This is a genomic window from Streptomyces sp. NPDC046805 (genome assembly GCF_040645355.1).
Taxonomy (GTDB): Bacteria; Actinomycetota; Actinomycetes; order Streptomycetales; family Streptomycetaceae; genus Streptomyces.
Genome location: NZ_JBEYYC010000013.1, coordinates 57,471 through 80,257 on the forward strand (window position 1 = coordinate 57,471; position 22,787 = coordinate 80,257).

The window sequence follows — 22,787 nt, forward strand, 5'->3', positions numbered from 1 at the left end:
CCGTCCGACACGACGCAGGCTAGAGACGGTCCTTGGGGAAACTCTGTGACCGGTTCGCCCCGGCCGTCCCGATCAGCCAGTCCCGCCGGACGGGCAGTTCCCCGCCCGCCGACGGCAGCCGCACCTCGAAGCGGGCGCCGGTGCCGTCCGCTCCCTGCGTCACGGTGACGCTCCCCCGGTGCAGCGCCGCCTGCTGGGCCACCAGCGTCAGGCCGAGCCCGGAGCCCGTGCTGCCCGGGCCCCGGTGGAAGCGCTCGAAGACCTTCTCGCGCACCTCGGGCGGCACGCCCGGTCCGCGGTCGTCCACCGTGATCACCGCATGGCCGCCCGCGTCCCGCACCGCGACGGCCACCTCCGCCCCGCCGTGCGCGTCACGGCCGTGGGTCAGCGCGTTGCCGACGAGGTTGTCGCAGAGCAGCCGGAGGCCCGGCTCCCAGCCGTGGACGGCGAGGGCCGGGGGCGCCGCCAGGGTGATCCGGGCGTCCGGGGCGCGGCGGCGGGCCTCGGCGACGGCGGCGTCGGCGACCTCCGAGAGGTTCACGGTCCCGAGCGCCTCCGCCTCCACGAGGTCCCCGCGCCCGAGCTCGCGCAGCATCACCAGCAGACCGAGCAGCCGGGCGTGCTCGTGGCGCAGGTCGGCCATGACCTCCGCCCGGTCCTCGCCGGGCAGGTCGGGGTGTTCGGCGAGGATGTCGAGGTTGGTGCCCATGCTCATCAGCGGGGTGCGCAGTTCGTGCGCGGCCGCCGCCGAGAAGGACCGGGCGGTGTTCAGGGCCTCGGCGGCGCGGGCGGCCTGCTCGTCGTAGCGCGCGAGGACCGTGCGCACCGTGGCGGCGAGCTCGTCGACCTCTCTCACGCCGGTCGGCTCGTGGTGCGGTCGTACGGCGCTGGTGCGCGGGTCGAGGCCGGCGGTACGGCGGGTGAGGCGGCGCAGCGGCCGGGCGGCGCCGGTGGACACGCCCCAGGCGAGCAGCCCGGACAGAGGCGCGGCGAGCAGCGCGGTCAGCACCACGCGGCGCCGGACGAGCCGGAGTTGGGTGCGGTCGGCGGTGTCGGGTGCGAAGACCCACAGGGTGCCCGAGACGCGGGGTGTGCGGACCGTACGGGACAGCGCCCGCCAACTGCGGCCGCCCTCCCGGAGGGTGACCGGTCCGGTCGCGTGCGCGGGCAGGGCCACCGCGTCGCCCGGCTGCGGACCGCCGCCGAAGGTGGCACCTGGTCCGACGACGCGTACGCCGACGTCGAGCGTCGCGCTGTAGAGCAGCCGTTCCCTGGTGTCGGCCGCCCGGGGCCGGCCTGCCGCCGAGGCCCGCAGCAGGGCGCGTGCGTCGGGGACGGCGGCGGCGACCCGCTCGCGCAGATGCTCGTCCTCCGCGCGGTGCAGATCGCGGGCGACCAGGGTGAGCAGCAGCCAGCCCGAGGCCAGCACCAGGACCGGTACGGCGCAGCCCACGGCGAGGCCGATGCGGGTGGAGAGTTTCACGGCTGCTCCCTGAGGACGAATCCCACCCCGCGCACGGTGTGCACGAGCCGCCGCTCGCCGCCCGCCTCCAGCTTGCGCCGCAGATAGCTGACGAACGTGTCGACGGCGTCGGTGCGCACGTCTACGTCGTACCCCCACACCCGCTCAAGGAGCTGGTCGCGGGTGAGCACGAGCCCGGCGTTGCGGGCGAGCACCTCCAGGAGTTCGAACTCCCGTCGGGTCAACTCCAGTTCTCTGCCCTCTCGATGGGCTGTGCGGGCAGCCGGGTCGATGACCATCCCGGCCACCCGCAGCACCTCGTGGCTGGCCGGCGGACGGCGGCGCAGCAGGGCCCGCAGCCGCAGCACGAGCTCCTGGAGCGCGAACGGCTTGACCACATAGTCGTCGCCGCCCGCCTGGAGCCCGGCGATCCGGTCGGCGGTCTCGTCGAGCGCGGAGAGCATGAGCACGGGCAGGTCCCACCCCTCGCCGCGCAGCCTGCCGCACACCTCGATGCCGGTCATGCCCGGCATCGACACGTCCAGCACGAGCACGTCCGGCGCCGCCTCCCGCACGGCCGCCAGCGCCTCGGGGCCGCTACCGGCGGTGCGCACCGCGAACCCGCTGAGCCTGAGGCCGCGTTCGAGGGAGCGGCGGATGGCCGCGTCGTCGTCCACGACGAGCACCGCTCCGCCCGGACCCGTCTGCGTCATGTGCCCCTCCTCGTCGACCGGCCGGCGTACGTGGTCCAGACCCATTGACCGATGGTCCAGACCTTTCTATTCTCACGGCACGGTGGGCGTGAAGGCTCGGTCATGCCCCCTCCCCCACACTCACACTCCCCGAGGAGGCGCAGTATGCGCTTCAGACACCGCGTCGCGGCAGGGTTAGCGACCCTCATACTCCCCCTGGCCGGACTGGTCGGCCTGGCCTCCCCCGCCCAGGCCGCAACCACCGCCACCGCCACCTACACCAAGACCCAGGACTGGGGCACCGGCTTCGAGGGCAAGTGGACCGTCAAGAACACCGGTTCCACCGCGATCGGTTCATGGACCGTCGCATGGGACTTCCCCTCCGGTACATCGGTCACCTCCGCCTGGGACGCGGACGTGACGTCCTCCGGCACCCGCTGGACCGCCAGGAACAAGTCGTACAACGGCTCCCTCGCCCCCGGCGCCTCCGTCTCCTTCGGCTTCAACGGCACCGGTTCCGGCTCCCCCTCCCACTGCACGCTGAACAACGACAGTTGCGACGGGACCACGGTCCCCGGCGACGCCTCCCCGTCCGCGCCGGGCACCCCCACCGCCTCCCACATCACGGACACGTCGGTGCAGTTGTCCTGGGGCGCCGCCACCGACGACAAGGGCGTGAAGAACTACGACGTCCTGCGCGACGGCACCAAGGTCGCCACCGTGACGACGACCTCGTACACCGACACCGGCCTGACCGCCGGCACCGACTACTCCTACACCGTCCAGGCCCGCGACACCGCCGACCAGACGGGCCCGGTCAGCGGGGCGGTCGCCGTGCGCACCACCGGCGGCGGCACTCCCCCGGCGACCGGCGACAAGGTCAAGCTCGGCTACTTCACCGAGTGGGGCATCTACGGCCGTAACTACAACGTCAAGAACCTGGTGACATCCGGCTCGGCCGCGAAGATCACGCACATCAACTACGCCTTCGGCAACGTCACGAACGGCCAGTGCGCGATCGGCGACTCCTACGCCGACTACGACAAGGCGTTCACCGCCGACCAGTCGGTCAGCGGCGTCGCCGACACCTGGGACCAGCCGCTGCGCGGCAACTTCAACCAGCTGCGCGAGCTGAAGGCCAAATACCCGAACATCAAGGTGCTGTGGTCGTTCGGCGGCTGGACCTGGTCCGGCGGCTTCGGGCAGGCCGCCCAGAACCCGGCCGCCTTCGCGCAGTCCTGCTACAACCTGGTCAAGGACCCGCGCTGGGCCGACGTGTTCGACGGCATCGACATCGACTGGGAGTACCCCAACGCCTGCGGTCTGTCCTGCGACTCCAGCGGGGCGGCGGCCTTCAAGAACGTGATGGCGGCCCTGCGCGCCAAGTTCGGCTCCGGCAGCCTGGTCACCGCGGCCACGACCGCCGACGGCTCGGCGAACGGCAAGATCGACGCCACCGACTACGCGGGCGCGGCGAGTTACGTCGACTGGTACAACGTGATGACGTACGACTTCTTCGGCGCCTTCAACCCCCAGGGCCCGACGGCCCCGCACTCCCCGCTCACCTCGTACAGCGGCATCCCGACGCAGGGCTTCACCACGGCCGACGCGATCGCCAAGTACAAGGCGAAGGGCGTGCCTTCGAGCAAGCTGCTGATCGGCATCGGCTTCTACGGCCGCGGCTGGACCGGTGTCACCCAGGACGCCCCGGGCGGCACGGCCACGGGCCCGGCGGCGGGGACGTACGAACAGGGCATCGAGGACTACAAGGTGCTCAAGACGTCCTGCCCGCCCACCGGCACCATCGCCGGCACGTCGTACGCGCACTGCGGCAGCAACTGGTGGTCGTACGACACTCCGGCCACCATCGGCACGAAGATGACGTGGGCCCAGGACCAGGGCCTCGGCGGCGCGTTCTTCTGGGAGTTCAGCGGGGACACCGCGGGGGGTGAGCTGGTGAGCGCCCTCAGCGGCGGGCTGTCGTAACGGAATTACCTAAGCGACATTCACGCGCTGACCGGGCGGGGCTGCCTCCAGCCACGCGAGGAAACCGGTCAGCGCGTCTTCGCTCATGGCGAGTTCGAGGCGGGTGCCGCGGTGGGTGCAGACGAGGATCACGGCGTCGGAGAGCAGGGCCAGCTCCTCCTCGCCCTCGGGGACGCGGCGGCCGGCCACCTCGATCGCCGAACGCTCCAGGACGCGGCGCGGGCGGGGGGCGTAGGAGAAGACGCGGTACCACTCGATGCGGTCGCCGTTGTAGCGGGCGACACCGTAGCTCCAGCCCTTGCCACTGAGGTCCGGCTTCTCGGGCACGTCCCAGCGCAGGCTGCAGTCGAAGGTGCCGCCGGAGCGCTGGATGAGTCTGCGGCGCAGGCCGAACAGGAACAGTCCCACCACCACGAGCGCGATCACGATCCCGCACACAGTCAGAGCGAGGACCATCGGCACCGACCTCCCCGTCTCCTAGGTAGTAGAACCAGGTAATGGAACGTAAAAAACACCCACATCCGCCTCAGCCGCGGCTGGGACCGGAAGGTATCCGGTCCCAGCCGCGGCTGAGAGACGTCATCGCGTCGAGCGAGCTGGGTCAGCTGGCCGCCGCAGCCCGCAGTCGGACGTCGGCGCGGCGTTCGGCGGCCTCGTCGCCCTCCGCCTTCGCGCGCTCGAGCTCCCGCTCCACGCGCTGGACGTCGATCTCGTCCGACAGCTCGGCGATCTCGGCCAGCAGCGCCAGCTTGTTGTCCGCGAACGAGATGAAACCGCCGTGCACCGCGGCGACGACCGTTCCACCATCACTCGTACGGATGGTCACCGGGCCCGACTCCAGCACACCGAGCAGCGGCTGGTGACCGGGCATGACGCCGATGTCGCCGGACGTGGTGCGCGCGACGACCAGGGTGGCCTCACCGGACCAGACCTGGCGGTCGGCGGCGACCAGCTCGACGTGCAGCTCAGCAGCCAAGGGTGGCTCCTCGGGTCACCACCCGGCGGTTGTGCCGGGTGTGGGTCAATTCTAAAGGGCGTGGAGAGAGGGGCGGACACACCCCCCGCGGGGTGCTACCCGCGGGAGGCGTCCGGCCCCTCTCGACCGAGCACGGGGCTCAGTCGACGGAGACGCCCAGCTCCTTGGCGTTGCGCTTCAGGTCCTCGAGACCACCGCACATGAAGAACGCCTGCTCCGGGAAGTGGTCGAAGTCGCCGTCGCAGATCATGTTGAACGCGCGGATCGTCTCGTCCAGCGGCACGTCCGAACCGTCCACGCCGGTGAACTGCTTGGCGACGTGGGTGTTCTGGGACAGGAAGCGCTCCACACGACGGGCACGGTGGACGACGAGCTTGTCCTCCTCGCTGAGCTCGTCGATACCGAGGATCGCGATGATGTCCTGGAGGTCCTTGTACTTCTGCAGGATGTTCTTGACCCGCATCGCGCAGTCGTAGTGCTCCTGCGAGATGTAACGCGGGTCCAGGATCCGGGAGTTGGAGTCCAGGGGGTCCACCGCCGGGTAGATGCCCTTCTCGGAGATCGGACGGGAGAGCACCGTCGTCGCGTCGAGGTGGGCGAAGGTGGTGGCCGGGGCCGGGTCGGTCAGGTCGTCCGCGGGGACGTAGATCGCCTGCATCGAGGTGATCGAGTGACCACGGGTCGAGGTGATGCGCTCCTGGAGGAGACCCATCTCGTCGGCCAGGTTCGGCTGGTAGCCCACCGCGGAGGGCATACGGCCGAGCAGGGTCGACACCTCGGAACCGGCCTGCGTGAAGCGGAAGATGTTGTCCACGAAGAACAGCACGTCCTGCTTCTGGACGTCACGGAAGTACTCGGCCATGGTGAGGCCGGCCAGCGCGACGCGCAGACGGGTGCCCGGGGGCTCGTCCATCTGACCGAAGACCAGCGCGGTCTTGTCGATGACGCCCGAGTCGGTCATCTCCTCGATGAGGTCGTTGCCCTCACGGGTGCGCTCACCGACACCGGCGAACACGGAGACACCGTCGTGGTTGTTGGCGACACGGTAGATCATCTCCTGGATGAGCACCGTCTTGCCGACGCCGGCACCGCCGAACAGGCCGATCTTGCCGCCCTTGACGTACGGGGTGAGCAGGTCGATGACCTTGATGCCGGTCTCGAACATCTCGGTCTTCGACTCGAGCTCGTCGAAGTTCGGGGCCTTGCGGTGGATGGACCAGCGCTCGCCCTCGTGCTTCTCCTCGGAGTTCAGCACCTCACCGAGGGTGTTGAACACCTTGCCCTTGGTGAAGTCGCCGACCGGAACGGTGATCGCGTCGCCGGTGTCGACGACCGGGGTCTGGCGGACCAGACCGTCGGTCGGCTGCATGGCGATGGTGCGGACCATGCCGTCGCCCAGGTGCTGGGCGACCTCGAGGGTCAGCGTCTTCTTCGCGCCCTCGCGCGCCGGGTCGGCGACCTCGACGTGCAGGGCGTTGTACATGTCCGGAATCGCGTCGACGGGGAACTCCACGTCGACGACCGGGCCGATGACCCGGGCGACGCGGCCCGGGGCCGTCGTGGTCTCAACAGTGGTGGTCATTATCGGTCACTCCCCGCGGTCGCGTCGGCAAGGGCGCTCGCGCCACCGACGATCTCGCTGATTTCCTGGGTGATTTCGGCCTGGCGGGCCGCGTTGGCAAGACGGGTGAGGTTCTCGATGAGCTCACCCGCGTTGTCGGTGGCCGACTTCATCGCGCGCCGCGTGGCGGCGTGCTTCGAAGCGGACGACTGGAGGAGCGCGTTGTAGATACGGCTCTCCACGTAGCGCGGCAGCAGAGCGTCGAGGACGTCCTCCGCCGAGGGCTCGAATTCGTACAGCGGAAGGATCTCGCCCTCCTGCTTCTCGCCGACCTCGTCGAGGTTCAGCGGGAGCAGCTGCTCGACCTTCGCGGTCTGCGTCATCATCGAGACGAACTCGGTGAAGACGATGAACAGTTCGTCCACGCCGCCGTCCGCGTCGTCCTTCTCGATGGCCTCGATCAGGGGTGCCGCGACCTTCTTGGCGTCCGCGTACGTGGGCTGGTCGGTGAAGCCGGTCCACGACTCCGTGATCTTGCGCTCACGGAAGTTGTAGTGCGCCACACCGCGGCGGCCGACGATGAAGACCTCGACCTCTTTGCCCTCGCGCTCTAGGCGCGCGGTCAGCTGCTCCGCCGCCTTGATGGCGTTGGAGTTGAAGGCGCCGGCCAGACCGCGGTCGCTCGTGAGGAGCAGGACCGCGGCACGGGTCGGGTGTTCGGCCTCCGTGGTCAGCGGGTGGTCGACGTTCGAACCGGTGGCGACCGCCCTGACCGCGCGAGTGAGCTCGGCCTCGTACGGCTTGGAGGCCGCCACCTTGCGCTGCGCCTTGACGACGCGCGAGGCGGCGATCATCTCCATCGCCTTGGTGATCTTCTTGGTCGCGGTGACGGATCGGATGCGACGCTTGTAGACCCGGAGCTGGGCTCCCATGAGTCAGGTCCCTTCCTTACGTCACTTGGCGGCAGCGGCAGCCGGAACGTCCTCGCCGAGCAGCTTGCCGTCGGAGGTCTCGAACTGCTTCTTGAAGTCGCCGATCGCGTCGCCCAGAGCCGTCAGCGTGTCGTCCGACATCTTGCCGCCCTCCTTGATGGAGGTCATGAGGCCCTGGTGCTTGCGGTGCAGGAACTCCAGCATCTCCTTGTCGAAGCGCCGGACGTCCTTCACCGGGACGTCGTCCATCTTGCCGGTACCACCGGCCCAGATGGTGACGACCTGGTTCTCGGTGGCCATCGGGTCGTACTGCTTCTGCTTGAGCAGCTCGGTCATGCGGCTACCGCGGTCCAGCTGGGCCTTCGACGCGGCGTCCAGGTCGGAACCGAAGGCGGCGAAGGCCTCCAGCTCGCGGTACTGGGCCAGGTCGACACGCAGACGGCCGGAGACCTGCTTCATCGCCTTGTGCTGGGCGGCACCACCGACACGGGAGACGGAGATACCGACGTTCAGCGCGGGACGCTGACCGGCGTTGAACAGGTCCGACTCCAGGAAGCACTGGCCGTCGGTGATGGAGATGACGTTGGTCGGGATGAACGCCGAGACGTCGTTGGCCTTGGTCTCGACGATCGGCAGACCGGTCATCGAGCCGGCGCCCATGTCGTCGGAGAGCTTGGCGCAGCGCTCCAGCAGACGGGAGTGCAGGTAGAAGACGTCACCCGGGTAGGCCTCGCGGCCCGGCGGACGGCGCAGCAGCAGGGAGACGGCACGGTAGGCGTCGGCCTGCTTCGTCAGGTCGTCGAAGACGATGAGGACGTGCTTGCCCTCGTACATCCACTGCTGACCGATGGCGGAACCGGTGTACGGCGCCAGGTACTTGAAGCCGGCCGGGTCGGACGCCGGGGCGGCGACGATGGTCGTGTACTCCAGCGCGCCGTTCTCCTCCAGCGCACGGCGGACCTCAGCGATGCTGGAGCCCTTCTGGCCGACGGCGACGTAGATGCAGCGGACCTGCTTCTTCGGGTCGCCCGAGCGCCAGTTGTCGCGCTGGTTGATGATCGTGTCGACGGCCAGGGCGGTCTTGCCGGTCTGACGGTCACCGATGATCAGCTGACGCTGGCCGCGGCCGATCGGGGTCATCGCGTCGACGGCCATGTAGCCCGTCTCCATCGGCTCGTGCACCGACTTGCGCTCCATGACCGTGGGGGCCTGCAGCTCAAGGGCACGGCGACCGTGGGTGTCGATCTCGCCGAGACCGTCGATCGGGTTGCCGAGCGGGTCGACGACGCGGCCGAGGTAGCCCTCGCCGACCGGCACGGAGAGCACCTCACCGGTGCGCTGCACCGGCTGACCCTCCTCGATGCCACTGAACTCACCGAGGACGATGGCGCCGATCTCGCGCTCTTCCAGGTTGAGCGCGAGGCCGAGGGTGCCGTCCTCGAACTTCAGCAGTTCGTTGGCCATGGCCGAGGGCAGGCCCTCGACCTTCGCGATGCCGTCGCCGGCAAGGGTGACCGTACCGACCTCCTCGCGCGAGGCCGCGTCCGGCTTGTACGACTGGACGAAGTTATCCAGTGCGTCCCGGATCTCCTCCGGCCGGATCGTGAGCTCCGCCATCTGGGTTCCCTGCTCTCCTTGTTGGGCCCGAAGTTTCACTTGGGGGGATGGGGACTCCCCCCTTGAAGAGGTGAATCCTCTGCTACGGCCCAACCAGGGCCGTGTAAGTACGTACTGCTTGTTGAGTTGCTGCTATTCCGCCATGCGGCGGGCGGCGTCCTCGATACGGTCCGCGATGGAGCCGTTGATGACCTCGTCGCCGACCTGCACCCGCATCCCGCCGACGACCTCGGGGTCGACGTCGAGGTTGAGGTGCATCTTGTGGCCGTAGAGCTTCTCGAGGGCCGCGCCCAGGCGCCGCTTCTGCGCGTCGCTCAGCGGCACCGCCGAGGTGACGACCGCGACCATGCGGTCCCGGCGCTCCGCGGCGAGCTTGGACAGGGACTCCAGTCCCGCTTCCAGGCTACGTCCCCGCGGCGCGGTCACAAGGCGCGTCACCAGACGCTCGGTGGTCTTGTCCGCCTTGCCGCCGAGCAGCCGGCGCAGCAGCTCGACCTTGGCCGAGGTGTCGGCCTTGCGGTCGGTCAGCGCGGCGCGCAGCTCGGGGTTCGAGGCGATGATCCGGCCGAACCGGAACAGCTCGTCCTCGACGCTGTCGAGCCGGCCCGCCTTCTGCGCCGCGGTGAGGTCGGCGATGTCCGCCAGTTCCTCCAGCGCGTCCACCAGGTCACGCGGCTGCGACCAGCGGGATCGCACCATGCCGGCCACCAGGTCGGCGGCGGGGCCGCTGACCTGGCCGCCGAGCAGGCGCTGAACCAGCTCGGCCTTCGCGTCGGCGGGCTGCGCCGGGTCGGTGAGGACCCGACGCAGCGACCCCTCGCGGTCGAGCAGCGCGGTGACGGCCGCCAGCTCGTCGGCGAGCGCGCCCGCGTCCACGGACGTCGAGTCCGTCAGCGCGTCGAGACGCTCACGTGCGGCTGCCAGTGCCTCGCGGCTCGCTCCGTTCATCGCGCGGCCTCGGCCTTCTCCTCGAGCTCGTCGAGGAAGCGGTCGATCACACGGCTCTGGCGGGCGGTGTCCTCGAGGGACTCGCCGACCAGCTTGCCGGCCAGCTCGGTGGCCAGCTTGCCGACGTCCTGACGGAGCGTGGCAGCGGCGACCTTGCGGTCGGCGGCGATCTGAGCGTGACCGGTGGCGACGATCTCCTCGCGCTGACGCTGGCCCTCGGCCCGCATCTCCGCGATGAGCGCGGCACCCTGCTCCTGCGCCTCCTGGCGCATGCGCGCGGCCTCGTGCCGGGCCTCGGCGAGCTGGGCCCGGTACTGCTCAAGAACGCTCTGGGCCTCGGTCTGCGCGGCCTCGGCCTTCTCGATACCGCCCTCGATCGCCTCGCGGCGCTCGTCCAGAACCTTGTTGATGTTCGGGAGGAGCTTCTTGGCGAGGAAGCCGAAGACGATGACGAAGGCGATCAGGCCGATGATGAGCTCGGGGAGCGGCGGGAAGAGGGGGTTCTCCGCCTCAGCCGCCAGCTGAACCAGGGGGCTCATGTCAGTGCCTTTCGTCTAGTGGGCTGTCGTGGATCCGACGATCACGTGCCGTAGACGAACGGCATGACCAGGCCGATGAGGGCGAGCGCCTCACAGAAGGCGAAGCCGAGGATCTGGTTGGCGCGGATCAGACCGGCGGCCTCGGGCTGACGGGCCAGCGCCTGGGTGCCGTTACCGAAGATGATGCCGACGCCGACGCCGGGGCCGATGGCGGCGAGGCCGTAACCGAGCGAGCCGAGCGAACCGTGAACGCCGGCGGCGGCAGCAAGGGTCTGGAGCATGCCAGTTCTTCCTTTTCTTTACGGACCGGTGGGGGTTGGCCACCGGACGACTACGGGGTGGGTGAGGCGGGTGCTCAGTGGTGCTCGGCGAGCGCGCCCTGGATGTAGGCGCACGTCAGAAGGACGAAGACGTACGCCTGCAGGGCCTGGATGAAGAGCTCGAAGGCGGTCATCACGATGGTCATCACGAAGGACACGCCCGCGTAGGCGATGCCGATGCCGTTCAGCAGGTACCAGCTGGCGATCGTGAAGAGCAGCAGCAGCGTGTGACCGGCGAACATGTTCGCGAAGAGTCGCACCGCGTGAGTGAAGGGCCGCACGATGAGGTTCGAGAAGAACTCGATGACCATGGCCAGCGGCAGCACCGGGCCGAGCGACTTGTCGTAGCCGGTGACGTTCTTGAAGAAGCCGACGAAGCCGTGTCGCTTGAAGGTCAGCGAGACCCACAGGACGTAGACGATCAGTGCGAGCCCGATCGGGTACGCGATGATCGACGTCACCGGGAACTGGGCGACCGGGATGATCGCCCAGAGGTTCATCATCCAGACGAAGAAGAAGATGGAGACGACGAGAGGAACGTACTTCTCGCCTTCCTTCTTTCCGAGCGTCTCGTAGACGACACCGCGGCGGACGAAGTCGTACCCCGCCTCGGCGACCATCTGCAGCTTGCCCGGGACGACCTTCGGCTTACGGAAGGCGGTCCAGAAGAAACCGACGATGATGATCGAGCCGAGCAGCGCCAGCAGCATCGGCTTGTCGAAGTACACGTTGCTGTTCGCGTTGCCCCAGATCGGCTTGAACAGGAACGAGTGCAAGCCCGGAGCCGGGAAGCCGCACCCGGTGAACAGGTGGCAGCTCGCATCGGAAGCGAGCGTCTGCATCGAATCAGCACTCACCGCGGGCTCCTTCATCGTGGCGCATGGATACGGCAACCTCGTTGTGTCGGCGCGGCGTTCGGCCGCGGTTCGGCACGGGACTGGTGTTACGGATGGGGGGGCGGCTGTGGGGCATCTCGCCTCGCGATTGAGTGGGCGTCAGCTCAGATGCCCGCGCCCGCGATGCCGCAGTTGGCACCGGACGATAGCAGCATCTCTCGTGCGCCTTTATCCCGGCCCTACCTCTCACGACCCATGCCCCGTCTTTTCGGGCTTGTCGTCGTTCGAGGAGGTCGTCGAATCGGGTTCGACGTAAAGCGTCTTGGCTTTCATGTGGGCACGCGTCTGCGCGACGATCCACGTCAGGGTGGAGACGACGAGCACGATGGCGAAGACCCGGGGATTGAACAGCGTGGTGTTCTTGAAGGCGGCGACGAAGATGAACAACAGCAACAGCTGCGCCGCGTAGAGCATCAGACCCATGGCCTGGAAGAGATGCGGAAGCGACTTGGCGGTGCGCTGCAGGACGTAGAGACCGATCCCCATGAAGAGGATCACGATCAGCGTCGCGGCGACCGCCCCGATCGCGCCCTTGCCGCCGGCGACGATCCCACTGACAACGGCGGCGAGTGCGCCGACGGCGGCCGTGGGTACGGCGGCCTGGGCCAGGATCCGGGCGTCATTTGACGGCATGGCGGCAACTCCGCTTTCGCAGGGGGCAGGGGTGTCGTCATGGACGAGCGTAGTCCCGGCTTGAGGGGGTGAAGACCTCACGCCAAGGGACCGTCTCACTACGGTCCTTCGGTTCTGTCCGGGGTTCTCGTGAACCGTATCACAAACTATTTGATGAGGTCTTTACCCGTTCGTGTGCTCGGCGTCACACATGAGGGTGACGCTGCGCGTCTGGGCGAAAACGCGACCAGCTTGTCTGGTATTAGGGCGCTTCGTTCCCCCATGAAAGGGCAATGCTCTAGTCAGATTCTTACCTTACCGGAGGGCGCCGGGCCGGCGGCGTCAGCGCGACGTTCCCGCCTTGCGCCGATCCAGGAAGCGCGAACGAGCGCCGATTGCGGTGGCCCCGTTGACGCCGGGCACCCCGACGGCGACGGCAGCCTGCTGCTCGCCCTCGGCGGACAGCTCGGACTCGTCGGCCGCCGCCACGGGGCCCATGGGCGCCACGGCCGCACTGTGGCGGTAGCGCGGCGGCACGAGGATCTCCGCCCAGCGGGGCGCATGCGGGGTGAACCGGGGCAGCAGAAGCAGCGCCAGGCCGATCGCGCTGAGGAAGACGACGCCGAGCACGATCCACATGGACGCGGAGTTCACGGAGTAGGCCAGCGCCCCGAAGCCGATCAGCGCCGACCAGAAGTACATGATCAGCACCGCCCTGCTGTGCGAGTGGCCGATCTCCAGCAGCCGGTGGTGCAGATGCCCGCGGTCGGCGGCGAACGGCGACTGACCGCGCCAGGTGCGGCGCACGATGGCCAGCACCAGGTCGGCGGCCGGCACGGCGATGATCGTCAGCGGCAGCAGCAGCGGGATGTAGACCGGCACCGTCTGGTGCACCGCCGCCTTCTCGGAGCCGGCGTACAGGTTGAGCGCGTCCGGGTCCACCTGACCCGTGATCGAGATCGCGCCCGCGGCCAGCACCAGGCCGATCAGCATCGAGCCGGAGTCGCCCATGAAGATCCGCGCCGGGTGCATGTTGTGCGGCAGGAAGCCCAGGCACATGCCCATCAGGATCGCCGCGAACAGCGTCGCCGGGGCGGCGGCCTCGATGCCGTACGACGTCCAGATCCGGTACGCGTACAGGAAGAACGCGGTCGCCGCGATGCACACCATGCCCGCCGCGAGACCGTCCAGGCCGTCCACGAAGTTCACGGCGTTGATCGTGACGAGGACGAGCGCGACCGTCAGGAGCGTGCCCTGCCACTGGGTCAGCGCCACGTTGCCGACGCCGGGGACGGGCAGCCACAGGATCGTCAGACCCTGCATGACCATGACGCCGGCGGCGATCATCTGGCCGCCCAGCTTGATCAGGGCGTCGATCTCGAACTTGTCGTCCAGGACACCGATCAGCCAGATCAGCGCCGCCCCGGAGAGCAGCGCTCGCGGCTCGTTGGACCGGACGAAGAGCTCGTGGAGGTTGGTGAGGTGATCGGCGACCAGCAGGCCCGCGCACAGGCCGAAGAACATCGCGATCCCGCCGAGGCGCGGAGTGGGCTCCCGGTGCACGTCACGTGCCCGGATCTCCGGCATGGCTCCCGCCACGATCGCGAATTTCCGTACCGGCCCTGTCAGCAGATACGTCACCGCGGCCGTGATGCAGAGCGTCAGCAGGTATTCACGCACAGGCTTCCCCACAGGTCTCGCTGGTCATCACAGCCCCACACCCTAGCGACGGTCGCATATGTATGGGGACTTCCGGGCAGCGGGCGACGGTTGCACTGTGGCCGGGCACCAGGTGCATGACCGTGCGCCTACCCCCGCTCAGCCGGGATACGGCGGAAATCTACCGGTCAGCCCGCGGACCTCGTCACGCGCCCCCGTGACGTCGATCTCACCGCGCAATACCCCGGCCAGCAACACGGCGATCCGCGCCATCTCCGCCTCCCCCATTCCCTGCGTGGTCACCGCGGCCGTGCCCAGCCGCAGACCGCGTGCGTCGCCGTGCGGCAGCGCGCAGCAGTCCAGCACCAGGCCCGCGGCGGCGAGCCGGCCGCGCGCGGTGCGCCCGTCGATGCCGAGGGGCGCCGGGTCGGCGGTGATCAGGTGCGTGTCCGTGCCCCCGGTGGTGACGGCGAGCCCCTCGTCGGCCAGCTCCGCCGCCAGCACCTTCGCGTGGGCGACGACCCGCCGGGCGTACGCGGCGAAGGCCTCGGTCGCCGCCTCGCCGAAGGCGACGGCCTTGGCGGCGACGGAGTTCATCTGCGCGCCGCCCTGGGTGAAGGGGAACACGGCCCGGTCGACGCGCTCGGCGAGCTCCGCCCCGCACAGGATCATCCCGCCGCGCGGCCCGCGCAGCACCTTGTGCGTGGTCGCGCAGACGATGTCGGCGTACGGCACCGGACTCGGCGCCACTCCCCCGGCGACGAGCCCGATGGGATGCCCGGCGCCGGCGATGAGATAGGCGCCGACCTCGTCGGCCACGTCCCGGAAGAAGGCGTAGTCGATGTGCCGGGGATAGGCGATGGACCCGCACACGATCGCCTTGGGCCGGTGCGCCCGGGCCAGCGCGCGCACCTGGTCGTAGTCGATGAGCCCGCTCTCCGCGTCCACCCCGTACGCCACGAACTCGAACCAGCGGCCGGAGAAGTTGGCCGGCGAGCCGTGCGTGAGATGGCCGCCGTGGGGCAGTCCGAGGGCGAGCACGGTGTCGCCGGGCCGCAGCAGGGCGGCGTACGCGGCGAGCATGGCGGAGGAGCCGGAGTGCGGCTGGACGTTGGCGTGGGCGGCGCCGAACAGTGCCCTGGCCCGGTCGACCGCGACGCGCTCGGCGACGTCGACGATCTCGCAGCCGCCGTGGTGCCGGGCGCCGGGGTATCCCTCGGCGTACTTGTTGGCCACGGGCGAGCCCAGCGCGGCCAGCACGGCCGGGGACGTGAAGTTCTCGGCGGCGATCAGCTGCAGCGTCGTCGACTGGCGGGCCAGCTCCGCCAGCAGGATCTCGGCCAGCTCGGGGTCCTGTCGCCGCAGGACATCGGCCTCGAGGGTAGGGCTGGCCGACATGGCGGGCTCCCGGGCGGTCGTGTTGTGGGCGGTTCGCCTCCGGGGCGCCTCAGCCGGTGCTCCTCGGCTCACACGCCTCGGTGGCGTACGTCCAATGTAGGCCCGGGGCGGTCGGGGTGCCCGGCCGTCACATCCGCGCGGGTACGCCGGTGAGAGCGGTGACGGCCGGGTCCAGGGCCTCGTGTATCTCGTCGCCGATGGAGCGGAAGAACGTCAGCGGGGCGCCGTAGGGGTCGTGGACCTCGTCGGCCTCGGCGTTCGGCGCCAGGAGCCACCCGCGCAGCGCGGCGGCCGCACGGACCAGGGCACGGGCGCGCGTGACCACGCCGTCGTCCAGCGGCGGCAGGGTGGCCGGGTCGATCGCGCGGACCAGGCGGGTGAACTCCTTGAGCGTGAAGGTGCGCAGGCCCGCCGAGTGCCCCATGGAGATCACCTGGGCCCGGTGGTCGCGGGTCGCGGTCAGCACCAGGTCGGCCATGATCACGTGCTCGTCGAGCAGTTCACGGCCCATGAAGCCGGTGGCGTCCGCGCCGAACTCGGCCAGCACGGTCTCCGCGTTGGCCTCCATGGGCGCGCCCTCGTGGCCCCAGGTGCCCGCGCTCTCCACGACCAGCGGGCCGCCCAGGACGCCGAGCCGCTCCCGCACGAGGTGGCGGGTCAGCCGCTCGGTGATCGGCGAGCGGCACACGTTGCCGGTACTGACGTGGAGGATGCGGAAGGTGTCGCGCGGAAACCCGAAGGTCGTGGTCTGTTCCGCGGTGCTTTCCCCGTTGCCTATGCCACGCCCCGCGTTAGGGGCCGTCAATTCGCCACCTCGAGGTCTGGTACGACCTTGCGCAGCTCGTCCTGGGAGATCGCGCCCTCGCGCAGCAGCACGGGCACCTCACGCGTGACGTCGACGATGGACGACGCGATGTTGCCGGGGGTCGGACCGGCGTCGAGGTAGACGGACACGGCGTCGCCGAGCATCCGCTGGGCGGCGTCGCAGTCCTCGGGCGCGGGGTGGCCGGAGAGGTTCGCCGAGGACACGGCCATCGGGCCGACCTCGGTCAGCAGCTCGATGGCGACCGGGTGCAGCGGCATGCGCACGGCGACGGTGCCACGGGTGTCCCCCAGGTCCCACTGAAGCGACGGCTGGTGCCGTGCGACGAGCGTGAGACCGCCCGGCCAGAACGCGTCGACCAGCTCCCAGGCCAGCTCGGAGAAGTCCGTGACGAGACCGTGCAGCGTGTTCGGGGAGCCGATGAGGACGGGGCTCGGCATATTGCGGCCCCGGCCCTTGGCCTCCAGCAGGTCGCCTACGGCCTCCGGGGAGAACGCGTCGGCGCCGATGCCGTACAGCGTGTCGGTCGGCAGCACCACGAGCTCGCCACGACGGACGGCGGAGGCGGCCTCGCGCAGACCCGTCACGCGGTCGGTCGCGTCATTGGTGTCGTATCGCCGTGCCATCTCTAACGAGCCTCCTCGTACACGAAGTACACGTACTGCTGGGTCGAAGTCTGCGGGCCGCTCACGGCATCGCCTTGCGGGCGGTGGCGAACCGGGGGCGGTTGTTGAGGTCCGGGTGATCGGCCGCGTCGGCCCAGCCCCGCTCCTCGGTGAAGATCCACGGCACCTGGCCGCCCTGGGTGTCGGCGTGCTCGATCACGACGACGCCGCCGGGGCGCAGCAGCCGGTGTGCGGTGCGTTCCAGGCCGCGGATGAGGTCGAGGCCGTCCTCGCCGGAGAACAGGGCGAGTTCGGGGTCGTAGTCCCGCGCCTCGGGGGCGACGTACTCCCACTCGGTGAGCGGGATGTACGGCGGGTTGGAGATGACGAGGTCGACCTGGCCGTCGAGGTCCGGGAAGGCCTCCAGCGCGTTGCCCTGGCGCAGGTCGACCCGGGACCCCTCCACGTTCTTGCGGGTCCAGCGGATCGCCTCGTCGGACAGCTCCACGGCGTGCACGCGCGAGCGCGGCACCTCCTGCGCGAGCGCGAGCGCGATGGCACCCGAGCCGGTGCACAGGTCGACGATGAGCGGCTCGACCACGTCCATGGCGCGCACGGCGTCTATGGCCCAGCCGACCACCGACTCGGTCTCCGGCCGCGGCACGAACACGCCCGGCCCGACCTGGAGTTCCAGGTACCGGAAGTAGGCGCGCCCGGTGATGTGCTGCAGCGGCTCGCGCTGCTCGCGGCGGGCGACGACCTCCCAGTAGCGGGCGTCGAAGTCGGAGTCCTTCACGGAGTGGAGCTGGCCGCGCTTCACACCGTGCACGAAGGCGGCGAGCTCCTCCGCGTCGTTGCGCGGCGAGGGCACGCCGGCGTCGGCCAGCCGCTGGGTGGCCTGCGCCACCTCCGCGAGCAGCAGGTTCACGCTCGTCCTCCGTGTGTACTCGTACGTGCCTTACGCGGCCGCGAGCTTCGCCGCCGAGTCGGCGTCGACGCAGGCCTGGATCACCGCGTCGAGCTCGCCGTCCAGGACCTGGTCCAGGTTGTACGCCTTGAAGCCGACGCGGTGGTCCGAGATGCGGTTCTCCGGGAAGTTGTACGTACGGATCTTCTCGGAGCGGTCGACGGTGCGGACCTGGCTGCGGCGGGCGTCGGCGGCCTCCCGCTCCGCCTCCTCCTGCGCCGCGGCGAGCAGCCTGGAGCGCAGGATACGCAGAGCCTGCTCCTTGTTCTGCAGCTGGCTCTTCTCGTTCTGGCAGGAAGCGACGACTCCGGTGGGGATGTGCGTGATGCGCACGGCGGAGTCGGTGGTGTTGACGGACTGGCCGCCGGGACCGGAGGAGCGGTAGACGTCGATGCGGAGGTCGTTGGGGTTGATCTCCACGTCCACCTCCTCGGCCTCGGGGGTGACGAGGACACCGGCGGCGGAGGTGTGGATACGGCCCTGCGACTCGGTGGCCGGCACGCGCTGCACGCGGTGCACACCGCCCTCGTACTTCAGCCGCGCCCACACGCCCTGGCCGGGCTCCATCTGACCGCGGGTCTTCACCGCGACCTGGACGTCCTTGTAGCCGCCGAGCTCGGACTCCGTGGAGTCGATGATCTCGGTCTTCCAGCCCACGCGCTCCGCGTACCGCAGGTACATGCGCAGCAGGTCGCCGGCGAACAGGGCGGACTCGTCGCCGCCCGCGCCCGCCTTGATCTCGAGGATGACGTCCTTGTCGTCGCTGGGGTCGCGCGGGACCAGCAGCAGGCGCAGCTTCTCGGTGAGCTCCTCGCGCTGCCGCTCCAGCTCCTTGACCTCGGCGGCGAAGTCCGGGTCGTCGGCGGCGAGTTCACGCGCGGTCTCGATGTCGTCACCGGTCTGCTTCCAGGAGCGGTACGTGGCGACGATCGGGGTGAGCTCGGCGTAACGCTTGTTCAGCTTGCGCGCGTTGGCCTGGTCGGCGTGGACCGACGGATCGGCGAGCTTCGTCTCCAGGTCGGCGTGCTCACCGACCAGCTCATCGACTGCCTCGAACATGGTGGGCTCCTGAATGCGAACGGGACGGAAGGGCGGGCGACCAAAAACGCCGGTCCCGGCACGCCCTGGAGCGGGCGCGACCGTGGACCGGCGGATGGGGGCTCGCTACTTCTTGGAGCCGGCGGCCTTGCCGAAGCGGGCCTCGAAGCGGGCCACACGGCCACCGGTGTCGAGGATCTTCTGCTTGCCCGTGTAGAACGGGTGGCACTCGGAGCAGACTTCGGCACGGACGGTGCCGGAGCCGATGGTGCTACGCGTGGTGAACGACGCGCCACAGGTGCAGCTGACCTGCGTCTCGACGTACTCGGGGTGGATGTCGCGCTTCAAGGTGTCTCCTAGATTCGGGAGGGCGCCGGGTCGCCGCCGCGGAATGCGACCGCGTGAACCGGAGCCGACGTACCAGTCTGCCAGGACTGGGCGCATCCCCCAAAACCGGGTGGTGGGACGATGTATTCCCGCGGGCCGAAAGGGGGCGTACGACCGCCTGTCACACGGTGTCTACGACGAGGTCACGACGCCGGTGGCCTTGCCGGTGGCGGTGCCCTTCGCCGCGCTCTTCGGGATCGGCCGGTCGTGCTCCAGCGCGCGCCAGACCTGCTTCGCCTGGGTCTTGGCGACCAGGACCCGGTTCGGATCCGTGGGGTCGTAGCGCACCGGCATCGTGACCATCTTCATGTGCGCCGGGCTGATGCCCTTCAGGCCGTTCGCGAAGTCCACCAGGGAGTTCACCGAGCCCAGCTCGGAGTCGGTGGTGACGGTCTTGGTGGCGGCATCGGCGACGCTGTACAGCTTCTCGGGGTTGCTGAAGACGCCGATCTGCTTGGCCTGGTTGACCAGGGCCTTGATGAACGCCTGCTGGAGCTGGATACGGCCGAGGTCGGAGCCGTCGCCGACGCCGTGCCGGGTGCGGACCAGCCCGAGAGCCTGCCGGCCGGTGAGCGTGTGCCGGCCGGCCTTGAGGTCGAGGTGGCTGTTGGGGTCGTCGATGTCCTTGGTCGTGGTGACCGTGACCCCGCCGAGGTCGTCGATGAGCTTCTTGAAGCCCGTGAAGTCGACCTCGAGGTAGTGGTCCATGCGGATGCCGGTGACGGACTCGACGGTCTTCACCGCGCAGGTCGCACCACCGGTGGAGTAGGCCGAGTTGAACATCACGTCGGACGCGGCGGGGTGCAGGGTGCCACTGGTGTCCGTGCACGACGGGCGGTTGATGAGGGTGTCGCGCGGGATGGACACCACGCTCGCCTTCTTGTGCCCCTTGTAGACGTGGATGATCATCGCCGTGTCGGAGCGCGAGGAGCCGTCGTCGTCGCCGCCGCCGAGCTTGCCGTTGGCGCCGGAGCGGGTGTCCGAGCCGAGGAGCAGGATGTTCTCGGAACCGTTGTCGACCTTCGTCGGCCGGTGGGCGCCCAGGGCCTGGTTGATGTCGACGCTTCTGATGTTGCCGTTGAGCTTGAAGTACACATAGCCGGCGCCCGCGCCGCCCAGCAGGACGACGCCCGCGGCGGTCCATGCCATGACCCGCAGGGCCTTGCGCTTGCCGCGGGGCCGGGGACTGCCGTAGCCCGCGCCGTCGCGCGGTCCGTTCGTGCCGGGCTCGGGTATGCCGCTGCCCGGCATGCTCTCGGCGGACAATGTGCTCCTCGGTTCTCGTCCGGTCGGGTACCCCCGTTTCCAGGGTGAGGTCCGGTCGCCCGCACCATCGTCGCTCCACCTGGTCAGACGGCGAAGCTTCGGAAAGCGTCGCACAACGCACGGTGCCCACCGCGTGCGGCGGTGGGCACCGTGCGTAGCGCGGTGAGCGGGGGGAACCCGCTCACCTGCGGTTTCAGCCGAAGATGTCGTACTGCTGGTAACCCGTGCCGAGGGAGGCCCTTGTGGCGAAGATCTCGCTGGTCGCCTTGCCGGTGCCCTTGTACAGGTAGAGCGTGCCGCCCGGGGTGCGGGCCAGGAAGTCCGCCTTGCCGTCGCCGCTGATGTCACCGACCGCGTCGAAGGCGTTGTAGCCGGTCCACGCCGAGCGGACCTTGACCCGGCCCGAGAAGGCGCCGGTGCCGGACTTGCCGGTGCCCTTGTACAGGTAGACGTCCCCGGTGCTCTTGTTGCGGGCGATCAGGTCGGCCTTGCCGTCGCCGTTGAAGTCGCCGTGGCCGCGCACGGAGTTGTACTGGTTCCAGCCCGTGCCGACCTCCACGCGGGAGCCGAAGGTGCCGTTGCCCTTGCCCGGGTAGATCCACAGGGCGCCGGCGGAGTCGACGGACAGCAGGTCGGGCAGGTAGTCGCCGGTCACGTCACCGGGGGTGATGATGCGGGTGCGGGTCTTCCAGCCGGTGAAGATCCTCGTCTTGGCCCAGGAGCCGGAGGCCACGACGTAGTGCATCCAGTAGACGTCACCGGTGGCGCTGTCGCGGACGACGAGGTCCTGGATGCCGTCCCGGTCGAGGTCCGCCTGCAGGACGACGTTGACGCCGTTCCAGGAGCCCCAGGAGGAGCGGGTGGCCAGCGACGTGCCCTTGGAGTCCTTCTCGTAGCCGGTCTTGGTGGAGGCGTTGCGCAGCCACACGTCGGCCTTGCCGTCGGTGTAGCTGAGGTTCGCGTCGTCGACCTGCGCGTAGGCGGCGCCGGCATAGGTGCCGACCTTCGAGAAGACGCTGTACGCGCCCTTCTCGACGCAGTCCTCCACGCCCCAGGAGACGACGCCGACGATCCGGCCGCCCACCACGAGCGGGCCACCGGAGTCGCCGTTGCAGGCGGAGGTGGTGCCGGCGTCGCTGCCGGTGGCGGGGTCGCCGGCGCAGACCATGTGGCCCGCGGTGAAGTCCGTGCCGTAGTAGCCGGAGCAGGTGGCGTCCGACTGGATGGGCAGCGTGGCCGTCTTCAGCGTCTCGGAGATGTCCTGGCTGGTGGAGCTGGTGCGGCCCCAGCCGTAGAGCGTGGCGCTGGTGCCCGCCGCGTACGAGGCGGTGTCGCCGGCGGTCGTCATCCGGATCGGCGTCGCCTTGACCGGGGCGCCCAGGGTGAGCACGGCGATGTCGTTGTTGATCGTCGTCGCGCTGTACGACGGGTGGTTCCACTGCCGCAGGACACCGGTGACGGTGCCGCCGTGCAGGTCCGTGTTGCCGGAGCTGTCGGTGGTCGGCAGCTGGGACGTCCCGGTGACGATCGCGCCGTTCGCGTTCCAGTCGTAGCCCTTGACGCAGTGCGCGGCGGTGAGGATCTTCGTCGGCGAGACGACCGAGCCGCCGCAGAAGAAGCCGAGGTCGTCGCTCTCGTCGGCGGTGCCGCGGTCGTCGTAGTACCAGAGCTGTGCCATCCACGGCGCGCTCGTGATGGTGGTCTCGGTGCCGCCGATGACCTTCGGGTCGACGGTACCGGTGCCGGTGGTGCTCGCGCTCATGGACGACTTCGTGGTCGTGCGCCCCGGGGTGTCGTCACCGGCGAGGGCGCCCGCGACCCGCTTCTGCAGCGTGGCGAGCGACGGCGAGCTGATGGCGGGCTTCTCGGTCGGCGTCGGCACCGCGGTGGCCGCTCCCGCGGACGACACCATCAGCGCGGCGGTGACGGCCGCGGCGACCGAGGCCGCGGCGACGGGCAGTGCGATGCGTATCCGGCGTCTGTGCCGACCGCCTTCGGGCGTGGGTGTGCCCACAAGTCCCCCCTCGGGATCAGGAATTCGACGGCAGGAAAGCCGATCGAAGAGCGCGATCGTACCCCGGGGGAAAGCCGAAGGGCCGCCCC

22 protein-coding genes are annotated in these 22,787 nt (G+C 69.7%); 1 reads left to right on the forward strand and 21 read right to left on the reverse strand.

From position 1 onward, the window contains the following. Positions 1-19 precede the first annotated feature (19 nt). Both ABZ910_RS16100 and ABZ910_RS16105 read right to left on the reverse strand, forming a co-directional pair. Positions 20-1,483: a HAMP domain-containing sensor histidine kinase gene (locus ABZ910_RS16100; RefSeq protein ID WP_361364496.1), complete on the reverse strand. Its 1,464-nt coding sequence runs from the start codon at positions 1,481-1,483 to the stop codon at positions 20-22. Beyond that, positions 1,480-2,175, reverse strand: a complete 696-nt coding sequence (locus tag ABZ910_RS16105; RefSeq protein ID WP_361364499.1) for a response regulator transcription factor — start codon at positions 2,173-2,175, stop codon at positions 1,480-1,482. Before ABZ910_RS16105 ends, ABZ910_RS16100 begins: the two co-directional genes overlap by 4 nt. 144 nt (positions 2,176-2,319) lie before the next feature. On the opposite strand from ABZ910_RS16105, the gene ABZ910_RS16110 reads away from it, so the two are divergent. Beyond that, positions 2,320-4,140, forward strand: a complete 1,821-nt coding sequence (locus ABZ910_RS16110) for a glycoside hydrolase family 18 chitinase (protein ID WP_361364502.1) — start codon at positions 2,320-2,322, stop codon at positions 4,138-4,140. Positions 4,141-4,149: 9 nt separating this feature from the next. Here ABZ910_RS16110 and ABZ910_RS16115 read toward each other — a convergent pair whose 3' ends face one another. The 19 genes from ABZ910_RS16115 to ABZ910_RS16205 form a co-directional block, all read right to left on the reverse strand. After that, positions 4,150-4,596: a DUF2550 domain-containing protein gene (locus ABZ910_RS16115; protein WP_361364504.1), complete on the reverse strand. Its 447-nt coding sequence runs from the start codon at positions 4,594-4,596 to the stop codon at positions 4,150-4,152. A gap of 145 nt (positions 4,597-4,741) precedes the next feature. Continuing rightward, entirely contained in the window at positions 4,742-5,116 is a 375-nt protein-coding gene (locus ABZ910_RS16120; protein WP_361364507.1) for a F0F1 ATP synthase subunit epsilon, read from the reverse strand. Positions 5,117-5,255: 139 nt separating this feature from the next. Beyond that, a complete protein-coding gene (gene atpD, locus ABZ910_RS16125) occupies positions 5,256-6,698 on the reverse strand; it encodes a F0F1 ATP synthase subunit beta (RefSeq protein WP_361364510.1) in 1,443 nt (480 codons plus the stop codon). Further along, positions 6,698-7,609, reverse strand: coding sequence for a F0F1 ATP synthase subunit gamma (locus ABZ910_RS16130; protein ID WP_361364513.1), 912 nt, complete (start codon positions 7,607-7,609; stop codon positions 6,698-6,700). The genes atpD and ABZ910_RS16130 overlap by 1 nt, the downstream gene beginning before the upstream one ends. A gap of 21 nt (positions 7,610-7,630) precedes the next feature. Continuing rightward, complete coding sequence (gene atpA, locus ABZ910_RS16135; RefSeq protein WP_361364516.1) at positions 7,631-9,226, reverse strand: F0F1 ATP synthase subunit alpha; 1,596 nt, start codon at positions 9,224-9,226, stop codon at positions 7,631-7,633. Positions 9,227-9,358: 132 nt separating this feature from the next. Next, complete coding sequence (locus ABZ910_RS16140) at positions 9,359-10,174, reverse strand: F0F1 ATP synthase subunit delta (RefSeq protein ID WP_361364519.1); 816 nt, start codon at positions 10,172-10,174, stop codon at positions 9,359-9,361. Beyond that, a complete protein-coding gene (locus tag ABZ910_RS16145; protein WP_361364522.1) occupies positions 10,171-10,713 on the reverse strand; it encodes a F0F1 ATP synthase subunit B in 543 nt (180 codons plus the stop codon). The genes ABZ910_RS16140 and ABZ910_RS16145 overlap by 4 nt, the downstream gene beginning before the upstream one ends. A 41-nt stretch (positions 10,714-10,754) precedes the next feature. Beyond that, positions 10,755-10,994, reverse strand: a complete 240-nt coding sequence (locus ABZ910_RS16150; RefSeq protein WP_361364525.1) for a F0F1 ATP synthase subunit C — start codon at positions 10,992-10,994, stop codon at positions 10,755-10,757. Between the two features lie 74 nt (positions 10,995-11,068). After that, positions 11,069-11,905: a F0F1 ATP synthase subunit A gene (atpB, locus tag ABZ910_RS16155; RefSeq protein ID WP_361364528.1), complete on the reverse strand. Its 837-nt coding sequence runs from the start codon at positions 11,903-11,905 to the stop codon at positions 11,069-11,071. 210 nt (positions 11,906-12,115) lie between these two features. After that, on the reverse strand, positions 12,116-12,562 hold the full coding sequence (locus tag ABZ910_RS16160; protein WP_361364829.1) for a hypothetical protein: 447 nt from the start codon (positions 12,560-12,562) through the stop codon (positions 12,116-12,118). A gap of 321 nt (positions 12,563-12,883) precedes the next feature. Continuing rightward, positions 12,884-14,221 carry an MraY family glycosyltransferase gene (locus ABZ910_RS16165; protein ID WP_361364531.1) on the reverse strand — a complete coding sequence of 446 codons (1,338 nt, stop codon included), beginning with the start codon at positions 14,219-14,221 and terminating at the stop codon, positions 12,884-12,886. 138 nt (positions 14,222-14,359) lie between these two features. Beyond that, positions 14,360-15,598, reverse strand: coding sequence for a serine hydroxymethyltransferase (gene glyA / locus ABZ910_RS16170; protein WP_361364534.1), 1,239 nt, complete (start codon positions 15,596-15,598; stop codon positions 14,360-14,362). 127 nt (positions 15,599-15,725) lie between these two features. Further along, positions 15,726-16,403, reverse strand: coding sequence for a protein-tyrosine-phosphatase (locus ABZ910_RS16175; RefSeq protein WP_361364537.1), 678 nt, complete (start codon positions 16,401-16,403; stop codon positions 15,726-15,728). Next, positions 16,400-17,047 (reverse strand): L-threonylcarbamoyladenylate synthase, encoded by a 648-nt coding sequence (locus tag ABZ910_RS16180; RefSeq protein ID WP_361364539.1) that lies wholly within the window; start codon positions 17,045-17,047, stop codon positions 16,400-16,402. The genes ABZ910_RS16175 and ABZ910_RS16180 overlap by 4 nt, the downstream gene beginning before the upstream one ends. 61 nt (positions 17,048-17,108) lie before the next feature. Beyond that, positions 17,109-17,954 (reverse strand): peptide chain release factor N(5)-glutamine methyltransferase, encoded by an 846-nt coding sequence (gene prmC / locus ABZ910_RS16185; RefSeq protein WP_361364541.1) that lies wholly within the window; start codon positions 17,952-17,954, stop codon positions 17,109-17,111. 30 nt (positions 17,955-17,984) lie between these two features. Continuing rightward, positions 17,985-19,052: a peptide chain release factor 1 gene (gene prfA, locus ABZ910_RS16190; RefSeq protein ID WP_361364544.1), complete on the reverse strand. Its 1,068-nt coding sequence runs from the start codon at positions 19,050-19,052 to the stop codon at positions 17,985-17,987. A 105-nt stretch (positions 19,053-19,157) separates the two neighbouring features. Beyond that, complete coding sequence (rpmE, locus tag ABZ910_RS16195) at positions 19,158-19,379, reverse strand: 50S ribosomal protein L31 (RefSeq protein WP_361364546.1); 222 nt, start codon at positions 19,377-19,379, stop codon at positions 19,158-19,160. A 171-nt stretch (positions 19,380-19,550) separates the two neighbouring features. Then, positions 19,551-20,684 (reverse strand): LCP family protein, encoded by a 1,134-nt coding sequence (locus tag ABZ910_RS16200; RefSeq protein ID WP_361364549.1) that lies wholly within the window; start codon positions 20,682-20,684, stop codon positions 19,551-19,553. Positions 20,685-20,877: 193 nt separating this feature from the next. After that, positions 20,878-22,596: a trypsin-like serine protease gene (locus ABZ910_RS16205; protein ID WP_361364832.1), complete on the reverse strand. Its 1,719-nt coding sequence runs from the start codon at positions 22,594-22,596 to the stop codon at positions 20,878-20,880. Between the last annotated feature and the right edge of the window lie 191 nt (positions 22,597-22,787).